Origin of the sequence: Phenylobacterium sp., assembly GCF_041913825.1 — a bacterium.
GTDB lineage: Bacteria > Pseudomonadota > Alphaproteobacteria > Caulobacterales > Caulobacteraceae > Phenylobacterium.
In genome coordinates this window covers 37,056-62,216 of record NZ_JAYSEO010000026.1, presented here as the reverse complement: position 1 = coordinate 62,216, position 25,161 = coordinate 37,056, and the positions used below count along the sequence as shown (strand labels likewise).

Below are 25,161 nucleotides of genomic sequence, written 5' to 3'. Positions count from 1 at the left end.
TGTCGGTCAGGTCCTTCCAGGTGCCGGCGACGCCCTTCACCTGCGCCTGACCGCCCAGCTTGCCTTCCGTACCCACTTCCCGGGCCACCCGGGTCACTTCCGAGGCGAAGGCGTTGAGCTGGTCCACCATGGTGTTGATGGTGTTCTTCAGCTCGAGGATTTCCCCCTTCACGTCCACGGTGATCTTCTTGGACAGGTCGCCGTTGGCCACCGCGGTGGTCACCTCGGCGATGTTCCGCACCTGACCGGTCAGGTTGGCGGCCATCAGGTTCACGTTGTCGGTCAGGTCCTTCCAGGTGCCGGCGACGCCCTTCACCTGGGCCTGACCGCCCAGCTTGCCTTCCGTACCCACCTCACGCGCCACCCGGGTCACTTCCGAGCTGAACGAGTTCAGCTGGTCCACCATGGTGTTGATCACGTCCTTGATCTGCAGGATCTCGCCCTGCACGTTCACGGTGATCTTCTGCGTCAGGTCGCCGTTGGCGATGGCGGTGGCCACCTTCGACACGTCCCGAAGCTGGACGGTCAGGTTGCCGGCCATCAGGTTCACGTTGTCGGTCAGGTCCTTCCAGGTCCCGGCGACGCCCTTCACCTGCGCCTGACCGCCGAGCTTGCCTTCCGTACCCACTTCCCGCGCCACCCGGGTCACTTCCGAGGCGAAGCCGTTGAGCTGGTCCACCATGGTGTTGATGGTGTTCTTCAGCTCCAGGATCTCGCCCTTCACGTCCACGGTGATCTTCTTGGACAGGTCGCCGTTGGCCACGGCGGTGGTCACCTCGGCGATGTTCCGCACCTGGCCGGTCAGGTTGGCGGCCATGAAGTTCACGTTGTCGGTCAGGTCCTTCCAGGTGCCGGCGACGCCCTTCACCTGCGCCTGACCGCCCAGCTTGCCTTCCGTACCCACTTCCCGGGCCACCCGGGTCACTTCCGAGGCGAAGGCGTTGAGCTGGTCCACCATGGTGTTGATGGTGTTCTTCAGCTCGAGGATTTCACCGCGCACGTCCACGGTGATCTTCTTGGACAGGTCGCCCTTGGCCACGGCGGTGGTCACCTCGGCGATGTTCCGCACCTGGCCGGTCAGGTTGGCGGCCATCAGGTTCACGTTGTCGGTGAGGTCCTTCCAGGTCCCGGCGACGCCCTTCACCTGCGCCTGGCCGCCCAGCTTGCCTTCCGTACCCACTTCCCGCGCCACCCGGGTCACTTCCGAGGCGAACGCGTTGAGCTGGTCCACCATGGTGTTGATGGTGTTCTTCAGCTCGAGCACCTCGCCCTTCACGTCCACGGTGATCTTGCGCGAAAGGTCGCCGTTGGCCACGGCGGTGGTCACCTCGGCGATGTTCCGCACCTGGCCGGTCAGGTTGGCGGCCATGAAGTTCACGTTGTCGGTCAGGTCCTTCCAGGTGCCGGCGACGCCCTTCACCTGCGCCTGACCGCCCAGCTTGCCTTCCGTACCCACTTCCCGGGCCACCCGGGTCACTTCCGAGGCGAACGAGCCGAGCTGGCCCACCATGGTGTTCACGACCTTGCCGATGCGGAGGAACTCGCCCCGCAGCGGGCGCTCCTCGTTCTCGAGGTCCATGGTCTGGGACAGGTCGCCCTTGGCCACGGCGCCGATCACGCGGGCCATTTCGGCGGTGGGGTGCACCATGTCGGCGATGAGGGTGTTCACCGCATCGACCGAGGCCGCCCAGGACCCCTGAGCCGACGGCAGGCGGGCGCGGTGGTTGATCTTGCCCTGGCGACCGACGGTCTCGCCGAGCCGCTCGAACTCCTTGGTCATGCGGTCGTTCAGCTCGACCACATCGTTGAAGGCCTCCGCGATCTCGCCGGCCGCGCCGGTCAGGCCTCGCGGCAGGCGGACGGAGAAGTCACCCCGCCGGAAGGCGCGCAGGGCGGCGAGGAGCTGCGCCGTGTCCATCGCCGCGCCTTCCGCGCGACGGGCCGGCGACTTGGCCCCATTGGTCTTGGCGGTCGACTTCGCCGACTTAGCGGCGGTGGAAGCAGGTGCGGCCATGGATCCCCCGGAGGCGCGGACAGTGCGGTCGCGAGGGACATGCTTTGCGCCACGCCAGGCGCAATCCGCCCGGCCGGTCACAAGACACACCCCCGCCCTGGAGGCCGAACGGGCGAGCAGGCATCAAAGTTCCAGCTTCGCTGAAAATATTTTCGGTGGGCTGACCGTCCGGGCCCGAGCGAGCGGGGATCCACGGAACAAGAGTCACCCTGCCCTAAAACCCTATTCAGTTCAACTGCTAAGCTGAGACCCTTCCGCCAGCCCTCCCCGGCTTTCCAGGCGGCGGTCCTAGGTGCCGATGATGGCGGAACGGGGACACGGCTGGGCCGTGGCGCGCGGCCGGAACCCCGGGCATGGGCTGCCGTTTGTGCAGTGGCGCTCGCACGCCGCCCCTCCACCGAACCAGGGACCGCATGTCGCAATCCTACGACGCCGCAGCTTTCGAGCCGCCGCCCGAAGCAGAGGCCTTTTACGCCGAGAGCCTGAGCCTGCTGACCCAGTCCGGCATCCCCTTCCTGCTGTCCGGGACCTACGCCGTGACCGCCTACACGGGGATCGTCCGCCCCACCAAGGACCTCGACGTGTTCTGCAAGGCGGGCGACTACCCGAAGATCCTGGCCTACTTCCAGGAGCGGGGCTACCGCACCGACGTCGAAGACGAGCGCTGGATCGCCAAGGTCTGGCAGGAGCGGCACTTCTTCGACGTCATCTTCGCCATGTCGAACGGCACGGCCCCGATCACGGACGAGTGGTTCGTCGAGAACGACACCATCAACGTCTATGGGACGGAGGCGAAGATCACTCCGCCCACCGAGCTCGTGCTGTCCAAGATGTTCATCCAGGACCGCTACCGGTACGATGGGGCGGACGTGGCGCACGTGATCCTGCGGGCGTCGGACAGGATCGATTGGCAGCGGCTGCTCCGCTACATGGAGCCCTACTGGGAGGTGCTGCTCACACACCTCCTGAACTTCCGCTTCATCTACCCCACGGAGCGCGACGCCATCCCCACCTGGGTGATGGAGGAGCTGACCAGCCGGCTGCAGGCGCAGGTCGGCCTGCCCGCCGCCCGCGTGAAGGTCTGCCGCGGGCGCCTGTTCAGCCCGCGCGACTACGTCACCGACATCACCGAGTGGGGCTTCGCCGACGTGGTGGGCAAGGGCCTGGAGGAGCGGCATGAGCCTATCGCCTGAAACGCCGGCGCAGAACGGGACGCTCAGGGTCGCCGCCATCGGCGACCTCCACGTGGGAGAGAACCACGAGGCGCCTTACCGCGACCTGTTCAGCCGGATCAGCCAGGAGGCCGACGTGCTCGTCCTCTGCGGCGACCTCACCAACTACGGCAAGACGCCGGAGGTCGAGATCCTGGCCCAGGACCTTCGGGCCTGCACCATTCCGGTGGTCGGTGTGCTGGGCAACCACGACTACGAATGCGGCCAGCCGCAGGAGGTCTCGCGCATCCTGCACGAGGCCGGGATGATCGTGCTCGACGGCGAGGCGCGCGAGATCGAAGGCGTCGGCTTCGCCGGCTGCAAGGGGTTCATCGGCGGCTTCGGCCGCTACATGCTGAGCGCGTTCGGGGAGCCCGAGATCAAGACCTTCGTCCAGGCCTCCGTGGACGAGAACCTCAAGCTCGAGACCTCGCTGCGCATGCTCCGCACGGAGCGGATCGTGGTCGTCACCCACTATTCGCCGGTGCAGGACACGGTGGAGGGCGAGCCGCCGGAGATCTTCCCCTTCCTCGGGTCGGCGCGGATGGGCGAGACCATCGACCGCTTCGACGGCGTGAAGCTCGCCCTGCACGGCCATGCCCATCGCGGGGCGTACGAGGGCCGGACCGCCCGCGGCGTACCGGTCTACAACGTGGCCCGCCCGGTGCTGAACCGCGACCTCGGGGTCGAGTACGCGCTCTACGAGGTCTAGGCCTCGCGGGGCGGGTTGTCCTCGGTCTCGAGGCGTTTCAGCACGGCCTCGGGCGCCACCTCCCGGGCCAGCTCCTCGAGCTCGGGATCCCACGCGTCGTCGACGCCGATCCTGGCGGCGATGGCGCGGGTCAGCTTGACCAGGTGGGTGATCTCGTACTCGGCGAGCAGGTTGATCTGCAGGTCGAGGGCCGCGCGCTTGTCCGCGAGGGCGGCGATGCGGTTTTGGCTGATCAGCACGAAGGTGGAGAGGAAGATCGCCTCCACCGACGCCACCGTGGCGAGGATGACAAACGTCCGGTCGAAGCGCGGGATGATCGGAACGGCGCCGACGTTCACCAGAACCCACCCGAGGACGAGCGCCAGGTGGATCCAGACGAACAGAAGCGAGCCCGTGAAGTTGGTGATGTGGCCAGCCAGCCGCTCGCCCCAGCTCGCCTCCCGCTCCACCTTCTGCCGCTCAGCCCGCATCGCCTCGATGTTGCGGCGGAGCACCGCGGCCATGTCGGGCTGGGCGTCGTCGGTCAGCCGGGGATCGATGCGGCGGTTCATACCGGCCGAACCCCCGGGCGGACGCCTCGTTCCAGAGTTGCTGCTGCTGCTCCCGGGAACCTTCGCAATGGGCGCCGGTTGAGGTTCGGGAAGGGAACGCCAGACGTATGAAGCTTGTCATCTTCGGCCTGACGGTGAGCTCGTCGTGGGGCAACGGTCACGCGACCCTCTGGCGGGGCCTGATCCGCGCTCTCGCCGCCCGCGGCGTGCGGGTCGTCTTCTTCGAGCGCGACGTTCCCTACTATGCCCGCCACCGGGACCTGCCCGCCCTTCCCTGGGCCGAGCTCGTGCTCTACGCCGACTGGGCCGAGGTGGCGGAGCGCGCGCGGACGGAGGCCACCTCCGCCGACGCGGTGATGGTCACCTCCTACTGCCCTGATGGCCCGGCGGCGTCGCGGCTGGCCGTGGAGCACGGCCGCGTCTCGGTCTTCTACGACATGGACGCGCCCGTCACCCTGGCGCGCCTGGCTGCAGGCGAGACCGTCGACTACCTGCCGTCGGAGGGCCTCGGGGGTTTCGACCTGGCGCTGAGCTTCACCGGCGGCGAGGCCCTGGTGAGGCTGGAGCGGGACCTGGGCGCCCGCCGGGCCCTGCCGCTCTACGGCCACGTGGATCCCGACCATCACCGGCCGGGCGCGGTCGATCCGCGCTACGCCTGCGACCTCTCCTACCTCGGCACCTACGCCGCCGACCGCCAGCCGACGGTGAACGCCCTGTTCGCCGAGCCGGCCAGGCTGCGTCCCGGGCAGCGGTTCCTCCTTGGGGGCTCGGGCTACGACACCGCCTTCCCGTGGACGGACAACATCTACTTTCTCGACCATGTGGCGCCGCCGGAGCACCCGGCCTTCTTCGCCTCCTCACGCCTGACCCTGAACGTGACCCGGCGCGACATGGCGCAGATGGGCTACTGCCCGTCCGGGCGGCTGTTCGAGGCGGCCGCCTGCGGCTCTCCGATTCTCACCGACATATGGGAGGGTCTCGACCTCTTCTTCGAGCCCGGGCGCGAGATCCTGACAGCGGCGACCACCGAGGACGCCCTGGCCGCCCTCGACCTCGACGCCGGTGAGCTCGCAGGCGTCGCGCGCCGGGCCCGCGAGCGGACGCTCGACGAGCACACGAGCGCGCACCGCGCCACCGAGCTGCTGCGGCTGCTGTCGACCGCCCCGGCCAGTCCGCGCGACCTGGAAGAGGCCTGAGCCATGTGGGGGATCATCCCAGCCGCCGGCCAGGGCACGCGGATCCAGCCGCTGGCCTTCTCCAAGGAATTGCTGCCGGTGGGCACGCGGTTCGAAGGCGGCACGGAGCGGCCGCGGGCCGTCAGCGAATACCTCGTGGAGCGGCTGGCGCACGGCGGCGCGCGCAAGATCTGCTTCGTGATCAGCCCGCACAAGGACGACATCCTGCGCTACTTCAGCGATCGGGTGGGCGGCGTGGACTTCGCGTTCGTGATCCAGCCCCGGGCGGCGGGCCTCTGCGATGCGATCTTCCGCGCCGCGCCGCTGATCCATCCGGAGGAGCCCGTCGCGGTGGGCCTGCCGGACACCATCTGGTTCCCGGAAGACGCCCTCGCCAGCCTGCCGGACGACCGGTTCTCGTTCTTGACCTTCCCGGTGGAGGAGCCCCGGCACTTCGACGCTGTGGTCGCCGAGGCCGACGGACGGATCCGCGAGATCCAGGTGAAGAACCCGAATGCCACCTCGAGATGGATCTGGGGCGCATTCAAGATGCCGGGCCGGATCTTCCACGAGTTGCACGCGCTCTGGCTCGAGCGGGAGCGGGAGGACGAATACCTCGGCACCCTCGTGAACGCCTGGATCGCCTGCGGCGGCGAGGCCTGGGATGCGCCGCTCGGGACCGGCTACGTGGACGTGGGCACCCTGCACGGTTACCGCGAGGCGCTGCGCCTGCTGGGCGCCCTGGAGCCGGCTACAGACCGCGCCTGAGGCGGAGCTGTCGCCCCGCCCGCCAGGCCAGCCAGGCCGCCGGAAGGACGCCAAGCCCGGCGAAGACAATCGGCGCCCAGTGGGCGAGGCTCGAGAACATGATGCCCGCCAGCACGGGGCCGATCACGCGCGCCGCCGATCCCGCAGCGTTGTTCGCCCCGAGAATCGCCCCCTGGCGCCCATGAGGCGCGGCCTGGGAGATCAGCGAGCTGGTGGCCGGCTGGGTCAGCGTGTGGCCCGTCACGGCGACGGTAAGCGCCGCGATGCAGAGGCTCACCCACGGCGAGGCGGCCTGCGCCAGCAGGGCCACGCTGGTCACCACCAGGCCCGCGACGATGGTGGTCACCTCGCCGATCCGGCGGACCAGCATGCCCGAGGCGAAGCTCTGGCTGAGCGCCGCCGCCACGCCGGTGGCGCCCATCACCAGGCCGATCTCCTTCGGCCCCCAGGCGAAGCGCGCCGCGCCCCACAGGCCGAGCACCGACCACATCGCCGAGAACGAAGCGAAGCCCATGAAGGTCATGGCCACCAGCCGGCGCAGCACCGGGTCGGCCCATGCCTCGGCCAACGCCGCCAAAGGGCCGGGGCGGCCGAGGTGAGGCGCGGCCTCCCGCACGCTCTCGCGCACAAAGGCCAGGACGCCGATGGTGGCGACGACGCACAGGCCGGCGGACACCAGCAGCGGCGGGTGGAAGCCGGCGGCCCCCAGCTCCGGTCGCGCCAGAACCCCGCCCAGCCAGGGCCCGACCACGAAGCCGATACCGAAGGCCCCGCCAATCAGGCCGAGGCGGCCGGCCAGCCGCTCCGGCGGGGTGACGTCAACGATATAGCCCTGGATGGCCGAGATGTTGCCGCTGAAGAACCCGGCCGCGAACCGCACCAGGATCGCGATCCAGATGCCCGGGGCGAAGGCCAGGGCCACGTAGCCCACGGCCGAGGCGGCGATGGTGATCAGTAGCACCGGCCGCCGGCCGATCCGGTCCGAAAGCCGCCCCCAGGTCAGCTCGCCCAGGAACTGCCCGGCCGAGAAGGTGGCGAACATCAACGTCACCTGCCAAGGGGCTGCGTCGAACACGCTGGCGTAGAACGGCAAGAGCGGGATCACCACGCCGAAGCCGATCAGGCTGACGAAGACGATCAGCAGCAGGACGGGCACGGCCATCCGTGCGTCGGGCGGGGCTGCGGGTCTTCGCGGGGGCATAGGAGCGAGTAACGCCCGCGGCGCGTGCTGGCTAGACGTCCGCGTCCACACCGCACGCCGCCAGCCGGCGCTTCAGCTCGGCGCGCAGCCGCTCGAGGCCGTCCGGGTGCAGGGATTCACAGCGGCAGGTGAGCTTGGGCTCGGTCCCGGAGGCGCGCAGCAGCCACCAGCCGTCCGGCCCGTCGACGCGTAGGCCGAGCTTCGGATCGAACACCCCGCCCTCCTCGGCCAGGGCGCGGGCGACCTCTGCCACCACCTCGGCCTTGCGATCCTCCGGGCAGGCGATACGCAGCTCCGGCGTGGCGAAGCTGGGCGGCAGGCTGTCGCGAAACGCGGCGAGTCCGCCCGGCAGGCGCGACACCGCGAGGAAGGTCTGAACGGCGGCATAGAGCGCGTCGTCCACCCCGCCCCAGCCGTCGGCGAAGAAGATGTGACCGGAGAGCTCGCCGCCGAGCAGCGCGCCCTCGTCCTGGATCGCTTCGCGCACGTGGACGTAGCCGGACGGCGAAAGCAGGGCCCGGCCGCCGGCCTGGCGCACGCCGTCGAACAGCACCTTGGAGCACTTCACGTCCGCCACCACGGCCGCGCCGGGCCGGCGGGCCAGCAGGTCGCGGGCCAGCAGCAGGATCAACTGGTCAGCCCAAAGGATCCGCCCCTGGGCGTCGACCACGCCGATGCGGTCGCCGTCGCCGTCGAAGGCCACGCCCAGATCGAAGCCTTGGGCGACCACAGTCTCGGCGAGCTCTGACAGGTTCTCGGCCACCGCGGGATCGGGATGGTGGGCCGGGAAACGGCCGTCCACGTGGGCGTTCAGCAGGTGGTGCTCGCCCGGCAACCGGCGCACCAGCCGCTCCACCGCCGGGCCCGTCGCGCCGTTGCCGCAGTCCCAGGCGACCCGCAGAGGCGCCATGCCCTCCGCCGCAGCGGCAAGGTCGTCCACATAGGTCTCGAGCACCGAAACGCGCCGGGCGCTCCCGCCGCCGCGCTCGACGCAGGGACCGTCCACCAGCGCCCGCAGCCGCGCCCCGTGCACGCGCTGGTCGCCCAGCAGGATCTTGAAGCCGTTCTCGCCCGGCGGATTGTGCGAGGCGGTGACCATGATCGCGCCGTCGAGGTCGAGCTTGCGCACCGCCCAGCCGAGCATGGGCGTGGGTCCAAGCCCGATGCGCTCAACGGCAAGGCCTCCATCCATCAGCCCCCAGACCAGCGCCTGCTCGTAGGCCGGGGACGTCAGCCGGCCGTCGCGGCCGACGCCGACCCGGGTCAGGCCTGCTTCGCGGGCGGCCGTGGCATAGGACAGGCCTAGCGCGTAGGCCCCGGCCCGATCGATATGCCGCCCGGCCTGCCCGCGGATATCGTAGGCGCGGATCGCCTCGGGGCGGATGCGCCCGAGCGACAGGGGCGCAGCGCGGCCGGCAACGGGCTCGGCCCCGCCCCCGACCGGTTGTTCCAGCGCCTCCAGGCTCATGCGCCCTCTCCAGGTCAAGCCGACAGGCGGACCTCGGCCTCGGCCTCGCGCACCCGGGCCGTGCGCCCGAGGTTCGCCTCGAACCATGCAATCGTCGAGCGCAGCCCCTGTTCCAAGCTGGTCGCCGGGCGCCAGTCGAGCACCTTCTCCGCCTTGGAGATGTCCGGCCGCCGACGCTTCGGATCGTCGACCGGCAGCGGCTGGTAGACCACTTCCGAAGCCGAGCCGGTAAGGGTCAGGACGAGGTCCACCAGCTCGCAGATCGTTCGCTCGTTGGGGTTGCCGATGTTAATCGGGCCGGGCTGCGGGCCCTCGTACTCCATGAGGCGGTAGAGGCCGTCCACCTGGTCGTCGACGTAGCAGAACGAACGGGTCTGCGAGCCGTCGCCGAAGATGGTGATATCCTCGCCAGTCAGCGCCTGGTGCACCACGTTGGACACCACCCGGCCGTCGTCCGCCGCGAGCCTGGGTCCGTAGGTGTTGAAGATCCGCGCCACCCGCACCTCGGCTCGGCCCAGGCGGTCGTAGTCGAAGGTCAGGGCCTCGGCGGCGCGCTTGCCCTCGTCGTAGCAGGCGCGCGGGCCCGTGCAGTTGACGTTGCCCCAGTAGGTCTCGGCCTGCGGGTGCATGGCCGGATCGCCGTAGACCTCGCTGGTGGAGGAGATCAGGAAGCGTGCGCCGCTGGCCTCAGCCAGGCGCAGCAGCCGGTGCGTGCCGAGCACGCTGGTCAGCATGGTGTGCTCCGGATCGGCCTGGTAGAGCGGCGGCGAGGCGGCGCAGGCCAGATTGTAGATCCGGTCGAACTTCCGCTTCGTGATCCGGGGCGGCAGCGCCTCGACGATGTCGGCCTTCACGAATTCGAAGTGCTCGCTGCGCTGGAGGCGGCGAAGGTTCTCGCGCTTGCCGGTCTGCAGGTTGTCCAGGCAGACCACGTGCGCGCCTTCGTCGATGAGGCGCTCGCAGAGGTGGGAGCCCAGAAAGCCGGCGCCGCCGGCGACGAGGACCTGCGGCTGCCGTCCGTTGTTCTTCATGTGCGTCCCTTCCAAGCTCTCTTCCCCTGCGGCCTCGTTGGGCCGTCTTGCGTTCAGACCGTCTCCAGGCGCCGGGCGGCGGCGACGGCTTCGTTCAGGTGGGCCTCCAACTCCGCCGCGCGGTGGGCGGCGGTGTGCTCGGCCAGGATCCGGGCGCGGGCGCGATCGGCCATGGTGCGGCGGGCGCCTTCGTCCGTGTCGCGGAGCGCCCGCAGCACCTCTTCTGACCCCAGCGCCAGCACGATCTCGCGGCCTGGCTCGAACAGGGTCTCCAGGCCGTCCCAGATGTCGGAGATGATGGGCGTCCCGCAGGCGGCGGCCTCGAACAGGCGCACGCTGGGCGAATAGCCGGCCTCGATCATGTCGGCCCGGGTGACGTTCAGGGTGTAGCGGCTGGCGGCGTAGAAGGCCGGATGGTCGGTGGGACCGACGTGGTCCAGGCGCTCGACGTTCGCCGGCCAGTCGATGTCGGCGGGATACTGCGGGCCGGCCACGCAGAACTTCAGCTCGGGCGCGCGGCGCGCGGGTTCGAGCAGCAGCCGCTCCAGCGTCGGCTGCCGGTCCGGGCTGTAGGTGCCGAGGTACGACAGGTCCCAGCGCGTCGGCTCGGCCAGCGGCCGGTAGGCCTCGGCGTCGACAGAGCAGTACAGGGCGCGGGCGGCGGGCGAGCCGTAGCGGCGCTCCAGACGTTCGAGCGTCGGCCCGCCGGTGAACGACATATAGGCGTGGTAGCCCGGGATCAGGTCGGGATGCAGGTACTCGTGGTCTCCGGCCGCGAGCTTGGCCAGGGTCACCGGCGTGTCGATGTCGTAGAAGGCCACCACCCCGCGGGCGGTCTTCTGGACCCAGCGGCCCACCTCGACGCCGTCGGGCACATAGGAGCCGACGATCACCGCGTCGGCGCGCTCCACCTCCGAGGCCCACCGGGTCTTCAGCTCGTCCAGGGCGCCGTAAAGCCGAAGCTCGCAGAACTCGGGCGCCGCCAGGTCGCGATGGCTTGCGTACCAGGGGACGTCGCGCTCCAGGAACAGCACCTCGTGGCCGCGCGCGGCGAACGCGCGCAGCAGCGCCCGGTAGGTCGTGGCGTGGCCGTTGCCCCAGGAGGACGAGAGGGACAGGCCCAGGACGACGAGCTTCACGCGAGGCTCCTTTCGCGCTTGGCGGCGGCTTCGTGGCGGATGAGCGCGTCGGCCTCGGCGGCGCGCCGGGCATAGGTGTGCTCGGCCAGGATCCGCAGGCGCGCGGCCTCGCCGATGGCGCGGGCGCGCTCGGGCGTCAGCGCCGCGACGTGGTCGGCCACGTCCTGCCCGTCGCGAGCCACCAGCACCTCCTCGTCAGGGGTGAGGAAGAGCTCGATGCCCTCCCAAGCGTCGGTGATCAGGCAGGCGCCCGCGCCTGCCGCCTCGAACACCCGGGTGGCCGGCGAGAAGCCGACGTCGGCCATGGAATCGCGCGCCACGTTCAGCACCGCCAGCGGCGAGCAGTTGAAGGCGTTGTGGTCGGCGGTGCCCACGTGGCCGATGCGCCGCACGTTCTGCGGCATGGCCTTGTCGTCCCAGCCGTTGCCGCCGATCAGGAAGCGGCGCTCCGGCAGGCGGGCGGCGGACTTCAGGAAGAACTCCTCCACCCGGGCCTCGCGGTCCGGCAGGCGGTTGGCGAGGAAGTTCAGGTCGCCTTCGAACCGAGCCTGCGGCGCGACCGGATGGTGGGTGGTGGGATCGAGGGCGTTGTAGATCGGCCGGCAGAGCCGCGCGCCGAACGCCTGGTAGGCGTTCACCACCGGCGGCCCGCCGCCATAGGTCAGCACCAGGTCGAGGTGCGGCAGGATGCGGTGCATGACGTCGCCGGGGTTGGCCCGCAGATGGGCGAGCGTGGCCGGAGCGTCCACGTCCCAGAAGATCTTCACCGCGTGCGGCCGGGCCAGCGCCATGACGCCCTCCAGCAGCTCGTCGTCGAACACGCCGACGCCGCTCGCCTTCACCACCACGTCGGCGTCGGCGGCCTCGGCCATCACCGTCTGCAGCGCCGTCTCGGTCGGCGGGTAGACCACCACGCGGGCGTAGTCCGGCGGCTCGATGTCCTTGTGCTGCTGCCGGTCGAACGCGTCCGGCTCGTAGAAGGTGATCTCGTAGCCGCGCTTGAAGAGCTCGGAGAGCATGCCGCGGTAGTAGGTGGCCGCGCCGTTCCAGTAGGCGGAGAGCAGGCTCGACCCATAGAAGGCGATCTTCATCAGACGGTCTCCAGGGCTTTGGCGGGCGCGAGCCGGGCGTGGACCGCCAGCAGCTCGTCCACCCGGTGCGCGCAGGTGTGGCGGGCGCGAATGGTCTCCAGGCCCGAGCGGACCAGGTTCGCGCGGAGGTCGGGATCGTTGGTGAGGTCGCGCAGGTGGCGCTCCATCTGCTCGCCGTCCCTCGCGAACAGGAAGTCCTCGCCGGGTCGGAAGAGGCTCTCGCTGTCGCTCCATGGCGCCGAAACGAGCGGGATGCCGCACGCCAGCGCCTCGAAGATGCGGATCGTCGGAATGCCGGGCAGCACCTCGACGTAGAAGCGCCGCGGAACGTGGACGGTGGCCAGGTGGCGAGCGAAGACCTCCGGCGCCCGGGCGTTGGGAAGCCAGCCGCGGTAGTCCACCCCGTACCGGGCCAGCATGGCCCTCGCCTCGTCCGGGTAGCGAACGCCATAGATGGTGAGCGGCAGCCCCGCCCCGTGCGCCGGGGCCATCAGGAACTGCTCCAGCTCGGCGGTCCGTTCGCCGTCGCCCCAGTTGCCGATCCAGACGAGGCCCTTGCGGGTCCCCTCCTCTGCCGGCGGATGGAAGAGCGCGGTGTCGGCGGCTTCGTGCCAGACGAACACCCGCCCGTCCCAGCCCCAGCGCCGGTAGACCTCGGCCAGGGTCTCGCCGAAGGCCAGAACCCCGTCGTAGCCGGAGAGGTCGAAGGCGCGGATCGCGTCGGGATCGCTGACGGCCCGGTGGTGGGTGTCGTGGAACAGCAGGGTGAAGCGCCCGCCGGCCGCGCGGGCCTTGCCGATACGGGCGACGAGCGCCGGGTCGTTCCACTCGTGCACGACGACGAGGTCGGCGCCGTCCAGCGCGCGTTCCACCTCGAAGGCGGTGTCGAAGGTTGTCGAGTCGAGCTCCGGATAGGCCTGGTGGTAGGCCGCGAGTCCCGCCTGGCCGTGGTCGGCGAGCAGGTTCTGCAGGCTCCAGGAGTCGATCGGCTCGAACACCTCGACCTCATGGCCGCGGCGGATCAGGTCGCGCAGGACGCCGCGCAGGAAGTGGGCGTTGCCGTGGTTCCAGCAGGACGCCAGCGAGTGGGTGAAGTAGACGACCTTCACGCGGCGGCCTCCTGGTGGGGCATCGGGAAGAGATCGGGCCGGACGTGGCGGTAGAGCTCCAGCACGCCGGCGGTCATGGCTTCCACCGAGTAGCGGGCGGCCCGTGCAGCCGCCTGCTGCCCGAGCCGCTCGGTCTGCACCGGATCGGCGAGCAGCTCCTGGAAGACGCCGGCGAACACCTCGGGCGCATAGGGGTCGCAGAAAACCGCCGCGCCGTCCCACAGCTCACGGAAGGTCGGGATGTCGGAGAGCACCAGCGCGCAGCCGGCTTGGGCCGCCTCGAGGACGCCCAGCCCGAACGGCTCGTACAGCGCGGCCGAGGCATAGATGGGCGCACGCGCGAGCCAGCGGGTCACCGTCTCGTTGGGCAGCCGGCCCAGCGCCTGGGCGTGGCGTAGGACCACCGGGCCGCCGCTCGGCCCCTGCAGCGGACCGGCGGCGTGCAGCGGCGGCTGGATGAGCGCCGCGGCCTGGTCGAGCACGCCGATGTTCTTGCCCTCGTCCCACAGCCGGCCCGAGGTGAAGACCATGGCCTCGCGGGCGCCCAGCACCGGAGCGGGCGCGCTGCGGCCATTGTGCACCACGAAGGGGCGCGGGATCTCGTAGGCGCGGGCGGTGTCCTCGGCAAAGGCGGCGGTTGGGGCCACAAGCGCGTCGCAGGCGAGCATCCCCTGCCAGAGGGCCTGGGAACGCCACCGGAAGTCGGACGGCATCGGCCCATCCTTCACCGCGCCCCACCAGGTCGCGAGACAGGAATGGCAGCCGCCGACGACCGGCGCGGTGAACCCGCCTTCGGCGGCGAGCGCCGGGCTGTTCAGGTGGACGAGGTCGGCGCCCAGGCCGCGCGCAAGGCCCCTGACGGCGGCGCCGACCTCCAGGATCTCAGCCGGCTCCGTGGCCATCCAGTCGAGCGGCAGGCAGGTGTCGATCAGCGTGAGGTGCGGCACGGCGTGCGCCTGGGCCACCTGGTCCGGCGTGGGCGACGGGCCGAGCACCACGAGCGTGGTCTCGACGCCCGCGCGCGCCAGGCCGGCGGCGAGATCGAGGGAATAGGTCCAGACGCCGCCGACCGCGTCCGTGGTCATCAGCACGCGCGGCCGGGTCGGTCGGGCGAGGCCGACCTTCATCCGACGGCCTCGACCTTCTCGCGCTTCGCCGGGCGGCCGCTTCGCTCCGCCTGCAGCCAGTCGGCCAGCGCTGCCACGCCGGTCCTCCAGTCGATGGCGTCGCCCAGGGCCAGTTCGCGCCGAGCGGCGGACGGATCGGAGACGTAGTAGCGCTGGTCGCCCGCCCGCCAGTCGGAGAACGAGAGGTCCACCTTCCGCTGGATCAGCTCCTCGATGTAGCCGATCAGCTGGACGAGGCTGACGGCGTTGTTCGGTCCGCCGCCCAGGTTGAACGCCCGGCCGGAGACCCGCTCGATGCGCCGCCACGCGGCCATGTAGGCGTCCACGGTGTCGCCGACGTTCATGATGTCGCGCACCTGGCGGCCGTCGCCGTAGATGCTGATCGGCTGGCCTTCGAGCGCTCGGATCAGGAAGTGGGCGACCCAGCCCTGGTCCTCGGTGCCCATCTGGCGCGGACCGTAGATGCAGCTCATCCGCAGCACGCAGGTCGGCACGCCGAAGCTGCGCGAATAGTCGAGCACGTACTGGTCCGCCGCGCCCTTGGAGCAGCCATAGGGCGTGTGGAAGTCGAGCGGCCGGCTTTCGCTGACCCCGCGCACGCGCAGCGCCGCGTCCACGGGGCGGTAGGCGTCGCCCACCAGCTCCAGCGGCACGTCGCTGAGGTCGCCGTAGACCTTGTTGGTGCTGGCGAAGATCACCGGCGTGCGCCCGCCGCGGCGTCGCACGGACTCCAGGACGTTAAGCGCGCCCTGGATGTTGATTTCGAAGTCTTCGACCGGATCGGTCAGGCTGGTGGTCACCGCCACCTGGGCGGCCAGGTGGAACACCGCCTGGGCCTCGCGCGCCGCCTCGTCGACTGCGCGGCGGTCGCGAATGTCGGCCGCCACGTGGACGATCTTGGCCCCGTGCCGGGACTTCAGCCAGGCCAGGTTGCGCTCCACGCCGGGGCGGGAGAGCGCGTCGAGCACGAGCACCGTATGGCCTTCGGATGCCAGCCGGTCGGCGAGGTTGGAGCCGATGAACCCTGCCCCGCCGGTCACCAGGACCGGAGCGCCGGGGCCGCTCATGCCACCAACCCGCGCATCTCGAGCTCCTTGCGGGCCTCGACGACACGGTCCTCGGCTTCCTGTCTGGCGACCCATTCGGCCAGCTCGGCCAGGCCTTCCGCGAAGTCCTCCTGGGCCTCGTAGCCCAGAACGTCCCGCGCCTTGGCCAGGTCGGGGATACAGTGGCGGATGTCGCCGGCGCGCGCCTTGCCTGCGAGCTCCGGTTTCAGGTCCGGACGGCCCATGGCCTGGGCCTGGAGGAGAGCGACCTCCTCGACCGTCCGGTCGACGCCCGAGCCGACGTTGAACACCTCGCCGTCCGCCTCGGCCTTGTCGAGGGCGAGCAGGAAGGCGCGCGCCACGTCGCGGACGTGGACGAAGTCGCGCCGCTGCTGGCCGTCCTCGAACACCATCGGCGCCTGCCCATTGGCGATCCGGCTGGCGAAGATCGCCAGCACGCCAGTGTACGGGTTGGAAAGCGCCTGGCCTGGCCCGTAGGCGTTCCAGAGGCGCAGCGCGGACCCGCCCATGCCGTACTGCTTGGTCAGCGTGAGCGTCAGGCGTTCCTGCACGAACTTGCCGATGGCGTAGACCGACTTCAGCCCGTTGTTCTTGGTCTCCGGCGTCGGCACCGGGATCAGCGGCCGGCCCTCTTCGTCGAGCGGGTCCCAGGAACCGTCCAGGTTCCGGCCGCCGCGGATCACGTCCTCCATCAGGCGGCCATCGCGGGTTCGGTAGAGCCCCTCGCCGTAGATCGACATGGACGAGGCCACGACCACCCGCTGCACGGGATTGTCGATGAGCTGCTGGAAGAGCACGGCGGTGCCGTAGTCGTTGACCGAGGTGTAGCGGTCGACCGCGTACATGCTCTGGCCCACGCCGACTTCCGCGGCGAGGTGGACCACCTTGTCCACGCCCTTCAGCGACTTCAGGACCAGGGACTCGTCGCGCACGTCGCCGACCACCAGCTCCACGTCCCTGTGCAGCTCGGCCGGCCGCTGCCGGGTCGGGTGGACCTGCTCGATCAGGCTGTCGAGGACGCGCACCCGGTCGCCACGCTCGATGAGCGCCTGGGCCAGGTGCCGGCCGATGAACCCGGCGCCGCCGGTGATGAGGATATGTTCGGACATGCTTCGCCTCAGCCGTTCGCCAGCCGCGCGGACTTCGCCAGAAGGGCGAACGCCGGAACTCCGAGGAACTCGAAGCGCTGGACAGAGGAATAGTCGGCGCGGTCGCCCGCGCGGCTCAAAATCTGCGAGAGGAGGGCGTGAAAGCCGTCCGGGTTTTGGCTATCCTTTACCCGACTGGCTTTCGCGGACCCGCAGGGGCGGTCGTCCGGCTCCCTGACGCCGGCCCCCAAACTCTTCACTTGGCTCATGCCGGTCCCTCGCCGTCACACCCGCCAAGCTAACCCTTCATCTTCATGTAAGTTCCCTCAGGAACCCAAGTATCGGTTCCATCGGTGAAGTTTTCGCGCCCGCCAATTTCTCGTGATCGGAACCCGCACATCATTTGCTGGTGTCGTTCCGCACCATTGACTAATCGAACACTGATTTTATCCACAGGCCGAGCAGTTTCCAGGCTGAGCCGAAGGAACAAAGCTCCGGCCAAGCTGTTTCCCCTCAAGGTACTTACCTTCCCGTGGCGCGCGCCCGGGCGAAGGGGGGCGCATGAGCCGCAAGAAATTGAGAGTCGGGATCGTGGGCGTGGGCAACTGCGCCTCTTCCTTCGTGCAGGGGCTGAGCCACTACGCGGAGGCGAGTTCCAACGAGCCGCCCCCGGGCCTGATGCACGTGGAGCTGGGCGGCTACCACGTGGGCGACATCCAAGTCGCCGCGGCGTTCGACATCCACGCGGGCAAGGTCGGCCACGACGTGGGCGAGGCGATCCTGGCCCCGCCGAACAACACCTATGTCTTCGAGCGCCCCCGCAAGACCGGCGTCACCGTCCTGCGCGGCCCGACCCTGGATGGCATCGGCCGCTACATGGAAGCCGACATCGCCGAGGCCGAGGTCCCCGAGGTGGACGTGGCCGAGGCGCTGCGAGCGTCGAACACCGACGTGCTGGTCTCCTACCTCCCCGTCGGCTCCCAACGGGCCACCGAGTACTACGCTCAGCAGGCGCTGGAGGCCGGCTGCGCGTTCGTGAACTGCATCCCCGTGTTCATCGCCTCCAACCCGGTCTGGGCCAAGCGCTTCGAGACCCGCGGGTTGCCGATCATCGGCGACGATATCAAGAGCCAGGTCGGCGCGACGATCCTCCACCGCGAGATCGTGAACCTGTTTCGCGAGCGGGGCGTCCGGGTCGACCGCACCTACCAACTGAACTTCGGCGGCAACGCCGACTTCAAGAACATGCTTGAGCGCGAGCGCCTGCACTCCAAGAAGATCTCCAAGACCCAGGCGGTGACCAGCCAGCTCGACGTGCCGCTCGCCGAGGACGATGTCCACGTGGGTCCCTCGGACTACGTGCCGTGGCTCACCGACCGCAAATGGGCGCACATCCGGGTCGAGGGCACCACCTTCGGCGGGGTTCCGCTGAACGTGGAGCTTAAGCTCGAGGTCTGGGACAGCCCGAACTCCGCCGGCATCGTTATCGACGCCGTGCGCTGCGCCAAGCTCGGCCTCGACCGCAAGCTGTCCGGCCCCCTCCTCGGCCCTTCCAGCTACTTCATGAAGAGCCCGCCCGAACAGTACACCGACAACGAGGCGCGCGAGCGCACGGAGCGGTTCATCGCCGGCGACGAGGCGCCCACGGCGACCCCCAGGAAGCGCGCGGCGGTGCAGCTCGCCTCGTGACGACCACGGTCTTCCTCGTGCGCCACGGCTCCACCGACCACCTGGGACACCGGATCTCCGGCCGGATGGCCGGGGTGGCGCTGAACGATCTCGGCCGGGGCGAGGTGGCGCGGACGGCGGCGCGCCTGCGGGGCGAGGCCGTGGAGGCGCTCTACACCAGCCCGATCCAGCGAACGCGGGAGACGGCTGAGGTGATCGGCGCCGCCCTGGGGCTGGAAGCGGTCGAGGACGGGCGTCTGGTGGAAATCGACTTCGGCGACTGGACCGGCGCGGCGTTCGCCGACCTGGAGGGCGACACGTCCTGGCGTCACTGGAACGAGGCGCGCGGATCGGCCAGGGCGCCGAACGGCGAGGACATGGCCGAGGTGCAGGACCGGCTGATCCGGTTCGTGTCCGACGTCCAGGCGCGGCACCCGGGCGGCCGGGTCTGCGCCGTCAGCCATGCGGACGTGATCAAGGCTCTGCTGGCCAAGGCCCTGGGCTTCTCGCTCGACCGGCACTGGGCGCTCGAGGTGAGCCCCGGGTCGGTGAGCGTGCTGACGGCGGGAGACTGGGGGATGAAGGTGCTGAGCGTGAACGAGGCGTGCCGATGATCAACCTGACGGCGGACCAGATCCGCGAGCGCGCAGCCGCCCTGGGCGACTGGTTCCACAACATCGACCTGGGCGGGGTGCAAACCGCGCCCAACCACTTCCTCAACGACTATCCGAACGTGAAGTGGAAGACGTTCCAGCACGTCGTGCCCGAGGATCTCACCGGCAAGACTGTGCTCGATATCGGCTGCAACGGCGGCTTCTACTCCATCGAGATGAAGCGCCGGGGGGCGGACCGCGTGCTGGGCGTCGACTTCGACGAGCGCTACCTCGAGCAGGCCCGCTTCGCCGCCGAGGTGAAGGGCATGGACATCGAGTTCCGCCAGCTCAGCGTCTATGACGTGGCCGAGCTGGGCGAGGCCTTCGACATCGTTCTGTTCATGGGCGTGCTCTACCACCTGCGCCACCCGCTGCTGGCGCTCGACCTGATCCGTGACAACGTCTGCAAGGACCTGCTGATCTTCCAGTCCATGCAGCGCGGGAGCGCCGAGGAGCTGCCGGTCCGGGCCAATTACGACTTCTTCGAGCAGGACCACTTCAACGAGCCCGGCTACCCGAAGATGCACTTCATCGAGCACGAGTACGCGAACGACTGGACGAACTGGTGGGCGCCCAACGCCGCCTGCTCGGCCGCCATGCTCCGCAGCGCCGGGTTCGAAATCGTCGAGCACCCCGAGGAGGAGGTGTTCGTCTGCCGCAAGGCGGAGCGGCCGAAGCCCATGGGCGCCGTCTACCCGGCCCGCCCGCGCACCAACGGCAAGTCCAACGGGAGGGACCACGCGTGATCGAAGCCGCCAAGATCTGGAATGAGCCGAACAACAAGAGCCACTGGGACCCGAACCTGGACCCCGAGTGGGACCTGTTCGCCAACATGACCAAGCTGGCGGGCCAGGCGATCGCCGCCGAGAACGCCGCCCTGCCCCGCGTGCTGGGCGGCATGAGCCCGATCGATCCCGCCTTCGTCCGCCGTCTGGCCGAGCGCGGCGTGATGGATCACATCGATGTGGTCGCCGTGCACGGCTTCCCGCTCGACTGGAACCTCTGGCAGATCGACGAGTGGCCGTCCAAGGTCGACGAGATCCGCGCCGTCACCGACAAGCCGGTCTGGATCACCGAGGTGGGCGTCTCCTCCTTCGGCTCGGAAGAGGTGCAGGCCTGGGGCGTGAAGAAGACCGCCGACCTGCTCGTCGGCAAGGTGGACCGGATCCACTGGTACTCGCTCTACGACCTGCCGAAGACCTGGGAGGCCACTACCCGGCACAAGGAGGCCGAGGGCTCGTCCTATTACCGGCACTTCCACATGGGGCTGCTGCGTGAGGACGGAACGCCGAAGCCGGCGCTGGAGGCCTATGCGCCCTACGCGGCGCAGATGGGGCTCTGCCAGTGGTTCCACTTCGAGGATCACCGACTGGACGAGGCGGTGGCTTGGATGAAGCGCCTCGGCGTCAGGCACCTGCGCACGGGCCTCTCGTGGGCGGACAGCTTCCGTCCGGACGCCGACCGCTGGTTCGACCGTCAGATGGAGGCGCTGGCCGACTTCGACGTCACGGTGACCTTCTGCTTTACGCCGGAGCACCGCGGGATCGAGCCGCACCATACGAGCCCGCCGCAGGTGGCGGAGGAGTATGCCGAGTTCTGCGCCCGCATGATCCGGCGCTATGCGCCCGCCGCCCGGTCCGCGCCCGCCGTCGCCGCGGAGTAGCGGCATGGCCGAGGGGTGGACGCCGAACCTGAGCTGGGTCACGGCGGACCTGGCGGTGGGCGGCGCCTTCCCCCCTGGCCGCGCGGCCGAGCTCGCAGGGGCGCACGGCGTGGGCGCGGTCATCGATGTGCGCGCCGAGACCTGCGACGACGCCGTCGAGCTGGAGGCCTGCGGGCTGGACTTCCTCCACCTCCCGACGCTCGACCATCATGCTGTGGCCCAGCCGATGCTCGACGCCGGTGTGACCTTCGCGGCGCACGCCCGGGCGCGGCGCCGCAGGCTCCTCGTGCACTGCGAGCACGGCATCGGGCGCTCCGCCCTGGTGGCGCTCTGCATCATGGTCGATCGCGGTTTCGGCCCGCTGGAGGCCCTGGCCCGCTCGAAAGACGCCCGCGCCCTGGTCTCCCCCTCCCCGGCCCAGTACGAGGCCTGGGTCGACTGGCTCGGCCGCCGGGCCCCGGAGGCGCGGCCGCCGACCTTCGACGCGTTCAAGGCGATCGCCTACCGCCACCTGCGGCAGCAGGCCTGAGATATGCTGGTCTACGGCGACCAGCCGAGGCGCGAGACCCCTGCGGCCAAGCTGGCCGCCGTGCGGAGCGCGCTCGCCGCCGGCGACAGGACGCGGGCGCTGATCGAGGCTGGCGAACTGACCCAGGGACTGGCGGACGCGGAGTTCGCGGCGCTGGGCCACGACGAGGACACGCCGGTGCAGCAGGCGGCGCTCGCCCTCTGCATCGCCGTGGCCTCCGGCGCCCCGGCGGAGCCGGCTAGTCGGGCGCTGGCGGCGCTCGTTCTGCCCGGCGAGATCTCGGTGAAGACGCCGGAGGGCTATGCCTTCTACGCCCTCTATCCGGACAACTACGTTCTGGCGGCGCGGTCTCAGGCCTGGAGCTCGCCGCCGCTGGTGATCGGACTCCGAAGCATCGGGACCAGCCTGGCCGCCGCCGTGGCCGCCGCCACCGCCGCGAGCACGGTGGTGACGGTACGGCCCACGGGCCATCCGTTCCGCAGGGAACTCCGGCTCGGGCCCAGGCTCCTGGCCCGCCTCCGCGCGCATCCGGGGCCGTTCGCCATCGTGGACGAGGGTCCCGGCCTCTCAGGAAGCTCGTTCGGCGCCGCGGCCGACGCCCTGGAAGCCCTCGGTGTCGCGCCGGAGCGGATCGTCTTCCTGCCCAGCCACGCTGGCGACCTGGGCCCCCAGGCCTCGCCGGAGCACCGGGCCCGCTGGCGGACGGCCACCTGCCTGGTGGCCCAGGCGCCCTGCCCCGTGGCCGAATGGTTCGCCGATCTCACGGGCCCCGTGGGCTTGACCCAAGGCCTTCCTGGCAGCGTCTGGAAGGTCCGGCTGGGGGAAGGTTTCGTGGCCAGGTTCGCCGGCCTGGGCGGCATCGGCGAGGGCAAGCTCGCGCGCGCCCGAGCGCTGCACGCCGCGGGATTTGGGCCCGAGCCCCTGGCGCTGCGCCACGGGCTGCTCCTTCAGCGCTGGGCCGAGGGCAGCACCTGGACGCCTTCGCCCGAGCATCTCGGCCGCTATCTCCGATTCCGCCGCGATGCCTTTCCGGCCCGGTCGGGCGCCGATCCGGCCTCCCTGATCGAGATGGTGCGGGCGAACATCGGGGAGTTGCTCGGCGGCGCGGCCGCCCGCGAGGCGGTCCGACAGCTCACCGAGCTCCCCCTGTCATCGGCGCGGCCCCGGCACGTCCACGTGGACGCCCGCCTGCATCGGTCGGAATGGGTAGGCGGCCTGAAGCTCGACGCCCTCGACCATTCGGAAGCCCACGACCTGGTGGGCCCGCAGGACATCGCCTGGGATGTCGCCGGGGCGGCCGTGGAGTTCGACCTCGAGCCCGCCGCCATTCGCCGCCTAGTGGAGGCGGCCGGGGCCGATCCGGTCATGTTGCGGCTTTACGCGCTCGCCTATCCGGCCTTCCAGGCCGGGCTCTGGCGCTTCGCCGGCGACGAGGCGCGGGTGGCGGCCTATCGCGGCCGGATAGAGCGGACGCTCGGCGCGCTCGCAGCCTGAACTGTTGGCCCGGCCCGGCGGTTCTCCCCGCAAGGAGGCGCCTGCCATGCCCGAACAGCCCGACATGAACCCCGGAGACGAGGTGAAGCCCGGCACACCCCAGAGCGGCGAGCAGATCTGTCCGCTCTGCCAGGGTACCGGGCGGCAAGACGGCGCCGACTGCCCCGACTGCGGCGGGTCTGGGAAGATCATCGCGCTGGTGGGCGACGCCTGACGCCCGCCATCGACGGCCCGCGCCCGTCGCGCCGGATCGCTCTTACACCCGCAATAGAGAACCGGTTTGGCAAATGAGGGTGGTCGGAACGGCGTTCTTCCACCCTCCGTTGTCCCGCCGCAGGCGCCGCGCCCCGCGGACGCCAAAGAGGGATGTTCCATGAAGACGATCTGGATGGCCGCCGCCGCTGCGGGCGCGCTGGGGCTCACCGCCTGCGCGAGCGGCATGGACGGCGGCGCTGCGAGCTCGGCCATGGCCAGCGGCGCGCCCGCGGCCGCGACGGCGCCCACCTCCGCCGCCGGCTTCGTCACCGAGGCCGCCCGCAGCGACATGTACGAGATCCAGTCGAGCCAGCTCGCCCTGACCAAGGCCTCGTCCCAAGCGGTCAAGGACTTCGCCCAGCAGATGGTCCGCGATCACACCAACTCGACCCAGATGGTGATGGACGCGGCGCGGTCGGGCGGGATGACCCCGCCGCCCCCGCCGCCGCTGGACGCCCGGCGCGCCGGCATGCTCGACCAGCTCCGCAGCGCCTCCGGGGCGGACTTCGACCGCATGTACCTGCGCCAGCAGCTCATGGCCCACCAGGAGGCGCTCGCCCTGCACAGCGGCTATGCCCAGAACGGCGACAACGCCTCCCTGCGGGCCGCGGCAGGCAAGATCGCGCCCATCGTGCAGCAGCACCTGACGCACGTGCAGCAGATGCAGCCTGGCTGACGCCTCAGCGCGGCAGCTTGGTCGCGCCCATCAGGTACTCGTCGACGGACCGCGCGCACTGGCGGCCCTCGCGGATGGCCCAGACCACCAGCGACTGGCCTCGGCGCATGTCGCCGCACGAGAAGATGTTGGGAACGGAGGTGCGGTAGTCGACCACGTTGGCCTTCACGTTGCCGCGCGGATCGAGCTCCACGCCGCCGTTCTCCACCAGCCCTTCGCGGCGCGGGCCCACGAAGCCCATGGCCAGCAGGACGAGGTCGGCCTTCAACTCGAAGGTCGACCCTTCCACTTCCCGCATCTGCAGCCGCCCGTCCGGTCCTTGGACCCATTCCAGCCGCGCGCACTCGATGGCGGTGACACGCCCGTCCTTTCCCAGCACCCGCTTGGTGGTGACCGCGAACTCGCGATCGCAGCCCTCCTCGTGGCTGGAGGAGGTCCGGAGCTTGAGCGGCCAGTCGGGCCAGGTGACCGCCTTGTTTTCCTTCTCGGGCGGCCTGGGCATGATCTCGAGCTGGACGACCGAGGCGGCTCCGTGCCGGTTCGAGGTGCCGATGCAGTCGGAGCCGGTGTCGCCGCCGCCGATCACCACCACGTGCTTGCCCGCCGCGTTCAGCGTCCCGGACGGCGCGGCGATGGACTCTGGGTCGCCGGCGTTGCGCTTGTTCTGCTGGGTCAGGAACTCCATGGCGAAATGGACGCCGTCCAGCTCGCGCCCGGGGACCGGCAGGTCGCGCGGGGCTTCTGCGCCGCCGGCGAAGACCATCACGTCGTAGTCGTCCAGCAGCCGCTGGACCGAGACCGTGACGCCCACCTCGAAGTTGGTCCGGAAGATCACCCCTTCCGCCTCCATCTGCCGGATGCGGCGGTCGATAAGCGGCTTCTCCATCTTGAAGTCGGGAATGCCGTAGCGCAGCAAGCCGCCGATACGGTCGTTCTTCTCGAACACGGTCGGCGCATGGCCGGCGCGGGCGAGCTGCTGGGCGCACGCCAGCCCTGCCGGTCCCGACCCCACCACCGCTACCCGCTTGCCGGTGCCGCGCGGACTAGGCTCGGGGCGGATCCAGCCCTCCTCCCAGCCGCGGTCGACGATCTGGCACTCGATCGTCTTGATGGTCACCGGCGTGTCCGGGATGTTCAGCGTGCAGGACGCCTCGCAGGGCGCCGGGCAGACGCGGCCGGTGAACTCCGGGAAGTTGTTGGTGGACTGGAGGTTCTCCAGCGCCGCCTTCCAGTGGTCCCGGTGGATCAGCTCGTTGAAGTCGGGGATCTGGTTGTTGACCGGGCAGCCCTGGTGACAGAACGGGATGCCGCAATCCATGCAGCGCGACGCCTGGCGACGCAGCTCGGTGTCGGGCAGCGGGCGCACGAACTCGTGCCAGTGCTTCAGCCGCGCGTCAGGGGCTTCGTAGCCGCGGTCGTGGCGCTCGATTTCGAGGAAGCCGGTGGGCTTGCCCATCGGGTGTGTCTCCGG

Annotated in this window: 25 protein-coding genes; 12 read left to right on the top strand and 13 right to left on the bottom strand. The window is 70.3% G+C overall.

Features of this window, described 5'->3' with window-relative positions; all coding sequences use genetic code 11:
• On the bottom strand, positions 1-2,014 hold a 2,014-nt coding region (locus ACE3Q8_RS18965), incomplete at its 3' end, for a HAMP domain-containing protein (protein WP_374471882.1).
• A 413-nt stretch (positions 2,015-2,427) separates the two neighbouring features.
• On the opposite strand from ACE3Q8_RS18965, the gene ACE3Q8_RS18960 reads away from it, so the two are divergent.
• Together ACE3Q8_RS18960 and ACE3Q8_RS18955 are read left to right on the top strand one after the other, a co-directional pair.
• Positions 2,428-3,207, top strand: a complete 780-nt coding sequence (locus ACE3Q8_RS18960; protein WP_374471880.1) for a hypothetical protein — start codon at positions 2,428-2,430, stop codon at positions 3,205-3,207.
• A complete protein-coding gene (locus tag ACE3Q8_RS18955) occupies positions 3,191-3,937 on the top strand; it encodes a metallophosphoesterase (protein ID WP_374471878.1) in 747 nt (248 codons plus the stop codon). The genes ACE3Q8_RS18960 and ACE3Q8_RS18955 overlap by 17 nt, the downstream gene beginning before the upstream one ends.
• Here the strand turns inward: ACE3Q8_RS18955 and ACE3Q8_RS18950 are convergent.
• Positions 3,934-4,488, bottom strand: coding sequence for a DUF1003 domain-containing protein (locus tag ACE3Q8_RS18950; RefSeq protein WP_374471876.1), 555 nt, complete (start codon positions 4,486-4,488; stop codon positions 3,934-3,936). The two genes, ACE3Q8_RS18955 and ACE3Q8_RS18950, sit on opposite strands and share 4 nt — an antisense overlap.
• A 107-nt stretch (positions 4,489-4,595) precedes the next feature.
• On the opposite strand from ACE3Q8_RS18950, the gene ACE3Q8_RS18945 reads away from it, so the two are divergent.
• Positions 4,596-5,684, top strand: a complete 1,089-nt coding sequence (locus ACE3Q8_RS18945) for a glycosyltransferase (RefSeq protein ID WP_374471874.1) — start codon at positions 4,596-4,598, stop codon at positions 5,682-5,684.
• Positions 5,685-5,687: 3 nt separating this feature from the next.
• Positions 5,688-6,431, top strand: coding sequence for a sugar phosphate nucleotidyltransferase (locus tag ACE3Q8_RS18940; protein ID WP_374471872.1), 744 nt, complete (start codon positions 5,688-5,690; stop codon positions 6,429-6,431).
• Here the strand turns inward: ACE3Q8_RS18940 and ACE3Q8_RS18935 are convergent.
• Genes ACE3Q8_RS18935 through ACE3Q8_RS18890 form a run of 10 tightly spaced genes read right to left on the bottom strand, consistent with a single transcriptional unit; the run spans position 6,415 to position 17,021 of the window.
• Positions 6,415-7,632, bottom strand: coding sequence for an MFS transporter (locus ACE3Q8_RS18935; RefSeq protein ID WP_374471871.1), 1,218 nt, complete (start codon positions 7,630-7,632; stop codon positions 6,415-6,417). The genes ACE3Q8_RS18940 and ACE3Q8_RS18935 overlap by 17 nt on opposite strands.
• Positions 7,633-7,663: 31 nt before the next feature.
• Entirely contained in the window at positions 7,664-9,100 is a 1,437-nt protein-coding gene (locus tag ACE3Q8_RS18930) for a phosphomannomutase/phosphoglucomutase (RefSeq protein WP_374471870.1), read from the bottom strand.
• A 14-nt stretch (positions 9,101-9,114) separates the two neighbouring features.
• A complete protein-coding gene (locus ACE3Q8_RS18925) occupies positions 9,115-10,131 on the bottom strand; it encodes a UDP-glucuronic acid decarboxylase family protein (RefSeq protein ID WP_374471868.1) in 1,017 nt (338 codons plus the stop codon).
• A 53-nt stretch (positions 10,132-10,184) separates the two neighbouring features.
• Positions 10,185-11,270, bottom strand: a complete 1,086-nt coding sequence (locus tag ACE3Q8_RS18920) for a glycosyltransferase (protein ID WP_374471866.1) — start codon at positions 11,268-11,270, stop codon at positions 10,185-10,187.
• Positions 11,267-12,361, bottom strand: a complete 1,095-nt coding sequence (locus tag ACE3Q8_RS18915) for a glycosyltransferase (RefSeq protein WP_374471865.1) — start codon at positions 12,359-12,361, stop codon at positions 11,267-11,269. The genes ACE3Q8_RS18920 and ACE3Q8_RS18915 overlap by 4 nt, the downstream gene beginning before the upstream one ends.
• Positions 12,361-13,470, bottom strand: a complete 1,110-nt coding sequence (locus ACE3Q8_RS18910; RefSeq protein WP_374471863.1) for a glycosyltransferase — start codon at positions 13,468-13,470, stop codon at positions 12,361-12,363. The genes ACE3Q8_RS18915 and ACE3Q8_RS18910 overlap by 1 nt, the downstream gene beginning before the upstream one ends.
• Positions 13,467-14,597, bottom strand: a complete 1,131-nt coding sequence (locus ACE3Q8_RS18905) for a glycosyltransferase family 4 protein (protein WP_374471861.1) — start codon at positions 14,595-14,597, stop codon at positions 13,467-13,469. Before ACE3Q8_RS18905 ends, ACE3Q8_RS18910 begins: the two co-directional genes overlap by 4 nt.
• Entirely contained in the window at positions 14,594-15,664 is a 1,071-nt protein-coding gene (locus ACE3Q8_RS18900; RefSeq protein ID WP_374471859.1) for an SDR family NAD(P)-dependent oxidoreductase, read from the bottom strand. Before ACE3Q8_RS18900 ends, ACE3Q8_RS18905 begins: the two co-directional genes overlap by 4 nt.
• Positions 15,661-16,773, bottom strand: coding sequence for an NAD-dependent epimerase/dehydratase family protein (locus tag ACE3Q8_RS18895; protein ID WP_374471858.1), 1,113 nt, complete (start codon positions 16,771-16,773; stop codon positions 15,661-15,663). The genes ACE3Q8_RS18900 and ACE3Q8_RS18895 overlap by 4 nt, the downstream gene beginning before the upstream one ends.
• Positions 16,774-16,781: 8 nt before the next feature.
• Positions 16,782-17,021 (bottom strand): hypothetical protein, encoded by a 240-nt coding sequence (locus ACE3Q8_RS18890; protein ID WP_374471857.1) that lies wholly within the window; start codon positions 17,019-17,021, stop codon positions 16,782-16,784.
• Positions 17,022-17,313: 292 nt separating this feature from the next.
• Here ACE3Q8_RS18890 and ACE3Q8_RS18885 point away from each other — a divergent pair, with 292 nt between their 5' ends.
• From ACE3Q8_RS18885 to ACE3Q8_RS18850, 8 genes are all read left to right on the top strand, one after another.
• Positions 17,314-18,441, top strand: coding sequence for an inositol-3-phosphate synthase (locus ACE3Q8_RS18885; RefSeq protein ID WP_374471856.1), 1,128 nt, complete (start codon positions 17,314-17,316; stop codon positions 18,439-18,441).
• Positions 18,438-19,034 (top strand): histidine phosphatase family protein, encoded by a 597-nt coding sequence (locus ACE3Q8_RS18880; RefSeq protein ID WP_374471854.1) that lies wholly within the window; start codon positions 18,438-18,440, stop codon positions 19,032-19,034. The genes ACE3Q8_RS18885 and ACE3Q8_RS18880 overlap by 4 nt, the downstream gene beginning before the upstream one ends.
• Positions 19,031-19,819 carry a TIGR04290 family methyltransferase gene (locus tag ACE3Q8_RS18875; RefSeq protein WP_374471852.1) on the top strand — a complete coding sequence of 263 codons (789 nt, stop codon included), beginning with the start codon at positions 19,031-19,033 and terminating at the stop codon, positions 19,817-19,819. Before ACE3Q8_RS18880 ends, ACE3Q8_RS18875 begins: the two co-directional genes overlap by 4 nt.
• On the top strand, positions 19,816-20,736 hold the full coding sequence (locus tag ACE3Q8_RS18870; protein WP_374471851.1) for a glycosyl hydrolase: 921 nt from the start codon (positions 19,816-19,818) through the stop codon (positions 20,734-20,736). The genes ACE3Q8_RS18875 and ACE3Q8_RS18870 overlap by 4 nt, the downstream gene beginning before the upstream one ends.
• 4 nt (positions 20,737-20,740) lie before the next feature.
• Entirely contained in the window at positions 20,741-21,265 is a 525-nt protein-coding gene (locus tag ACE3Q8_RS18865) for a dual specificity protein phosphatase family protein (protein WP_374471849.1), read from the top strand.
• Between the two features lie 3 nt (positions 21,266-21,268).
• On the top strand, positions 21,269-22,759 hold the full coding sequence (locus ACE3Q8_RS18860) for a hypothetical protein (protein ID WP_374471847.1): 1,491 nt from the start codon (positions 21,269-21,271) through the stop codon (positions 22,757-22,759).
• 46 nt (positions 22,760-22,805) lie between these two features.
• The gene (locus ACE3Q8_RS18855) at positions 22,806-22,973 is read left to right on the top strand and encodes a hypothetical protein (protein WP_374471846.1); all 168 of its coding nucleotides are present in this window, start codon (positions 22,806-22,808) and stop codon (positions 22,971-22,973) included.
• A gap of 159 nt (positions 22,974-23,132) precedes the next feature.
• Positions 23,133-23,690 (top strand): DUF4142 domain-containing protein, encoded by a 558-nt coding sequence (locus ACE3Q8_RS18850; RefSeq protein WP_374471845.1) that lies wholly within the window; start codon positions 23,133-23,135, stop codon positions 23,688-23,690.
• Between the two features lie 4 nt (positions 23,691-23,694).
• On the opposite strand, the gene ACE3Q8_RS18845 is transcribed toward ACE3Q8_RS18850, so the two are convergent.
• Entirely contained in the window at positions 23,695-25,146 is a 1,452-nt protein-coding gene (locus ACE3Q8_RS18845; protein ID WP_374471844.1) for a glutamate synthase subunit beta, read from the bottom strand.
• Positions 25,147-25,161 lie beyond the last annotated feature (15 nt).

What these genes read in the sequence shown, in the direction of transcription:
- ACE3Q8_RS18915 (WP_374471865.1), bottom strand. Translation starts at nt 12,361, where the DNA reads ATGAAGATCGCCTTCTATGGGTCGAGCCTGCTCTCCGCCTACTGGAAC.
- ACE3Q8_RS18890 (WP_374471857.1), bottom strand. Translation starts at nt 17,021, where the DNA reads ATGAGCCAAGTGAAGAGTTTGGGGGCCGGCGTCAGGGAGCCGGACGAC.
- ACE3Q8_RS18885 (WP_374471856.1), top strand. Translation starts at nt 17,314, where the DNA reads ATGAGCCGCAAGAAATTGAGAGTCGGGATCGTGGGCGTGGGCAACTGC.
- ACE3Q8_RS18895 (WP_374471858.1), bottom strand. Translation starts at nt 16,773, where the DNA reads ATGTCCGAACATATCCTCATCACCGGCGGCGCCGGGTTCATCGGCCGG.
- ACE3Q8_RS18960 (WP_374471880.1), top strand. Translation starts at nt 2,428, where the DNA reads ATGTCGCAATCCTACGACGCCGCAGCTTTCGAGCCGCCGCCCGAAGCA.
- ACE3Q8_RS18955 (WP_374471878.1), top strand. Translation starts at nt 3,191, where the DNA reads ATGAGCCTATCGCCTGAAACGCCGGCGCAGAACGGGACGCTCAGGGTC.
- ACE3Q8_RS18905 (WP_374471861.1), bottom strand. Translation starts at nt 14,597, where the DNA reads ATGAAGGTCGGCCTCGCCCGACCGACCCGGCCGCGCGTGCTGATGACC.
- ACE3Q8_RS18860 (WP_374471847.1), top strand. Translation starts at nt 21,269, where the DNA reads ATGCTGGTCTACGGCGACCAGCCGAGGCGCGAGACCCCTGCGGCCAAG.
- ACE3Q8_RS18845 (WP_374471844.1), bottom strand. Translation starts at nt 25,146, where the DNA reads ATGGGCAAGCCCACCGGCTTCCTCGAAATCGAGCGCCACGACCGCGGC.
- ACE3Q8_RS18875 (WP_374471852.1), top strand. Translation starts at nt 19,031, where the DNA reads ATGATCAACCTGACGGCGGACCAGATCCGCGAGCGCGCAGCCGCCCTG.
- ACE3Q8_RS18935 (WP_374471871.1), bottom strand. Translation starts at nt 7,632, where the DNA reads ATGCCCCCGCGAAGACCCGCAGCCCCGCCCGACGCACGGATGGCCGTG.
- ACE3Q8_RS18855 (WP_374471846.1), top strand. Translation starts at nt 22,806, where the DNA reads ATGCCCGAACAGCCCGACATGAACCCCGGAGACGAGGTGAAGCCCGGC.
- ACE3Q8_RS18930 (WP_374471870.1), bottom strand. Translation starts at nt 9,100, where the DNA reads ATGAGCCTGGAGGCGCTGGAACAACCGGTCGGGGGCGGGGCCGAGCCC.
- ACE3Q8_RS18945 (WP_374471874.1), top strand. Translation starts at nt 4,596, where the DNA reads ATGAAGCTTGTCATCTTCGGCCTGACGGTGAGCTCGTCGTGGGGCAAC.
- ACE3Q8_RS18925 (WP_374471868.1), bottom strand. Translation starts at nt 10,131, where the DNA reads ATGAAGAACAACGGACGGCAGCCGCAGGTCCTCGTCGCCGGCGGCGCC.
- ACE3Q8_RS18850 (WP_374471845.1), top strand. Translation starts at nt 23,133, where the DNA reads ATGAAGACGATCTGGATGGCCGCCGCCGCTGCGGGCGCGCTGGGGCTC.
- ACE3Q8_RS18900 (WP_374471859.1), bottom strand. Translation starts at nt 15,664, where the DNA reads ATGAGCGGCCCCGGCGCTCCGGTCCTGGTGACCGGCGGGGCAGGGTTC.
- ACE3Q8_RS18940 (WP_374471872.1), top strand. Translation starts at nt 5,688, where the DNA reads ATGTGGGGGATCATCCCAGCCGCCGGCCAGGGCACGCGGATCCAGCCG.
- ACE3Q8_RS18950 (WP_374471876.1), bottom strand. Translation starts at nt 4,488, where the DNA reads ATGAACCGCCGCATCGATCCCCGGCTGACCGACGACGCCCAGCCCGAC.
- ACE3Q8_RS18865 (WP_374471849.1), top strand. Translation starts at nt 20,741, where the DNA reads ATGGCCGAGGGGTGGACGCCGAACCTGAGCTGGGTCACGGCGGACCTG.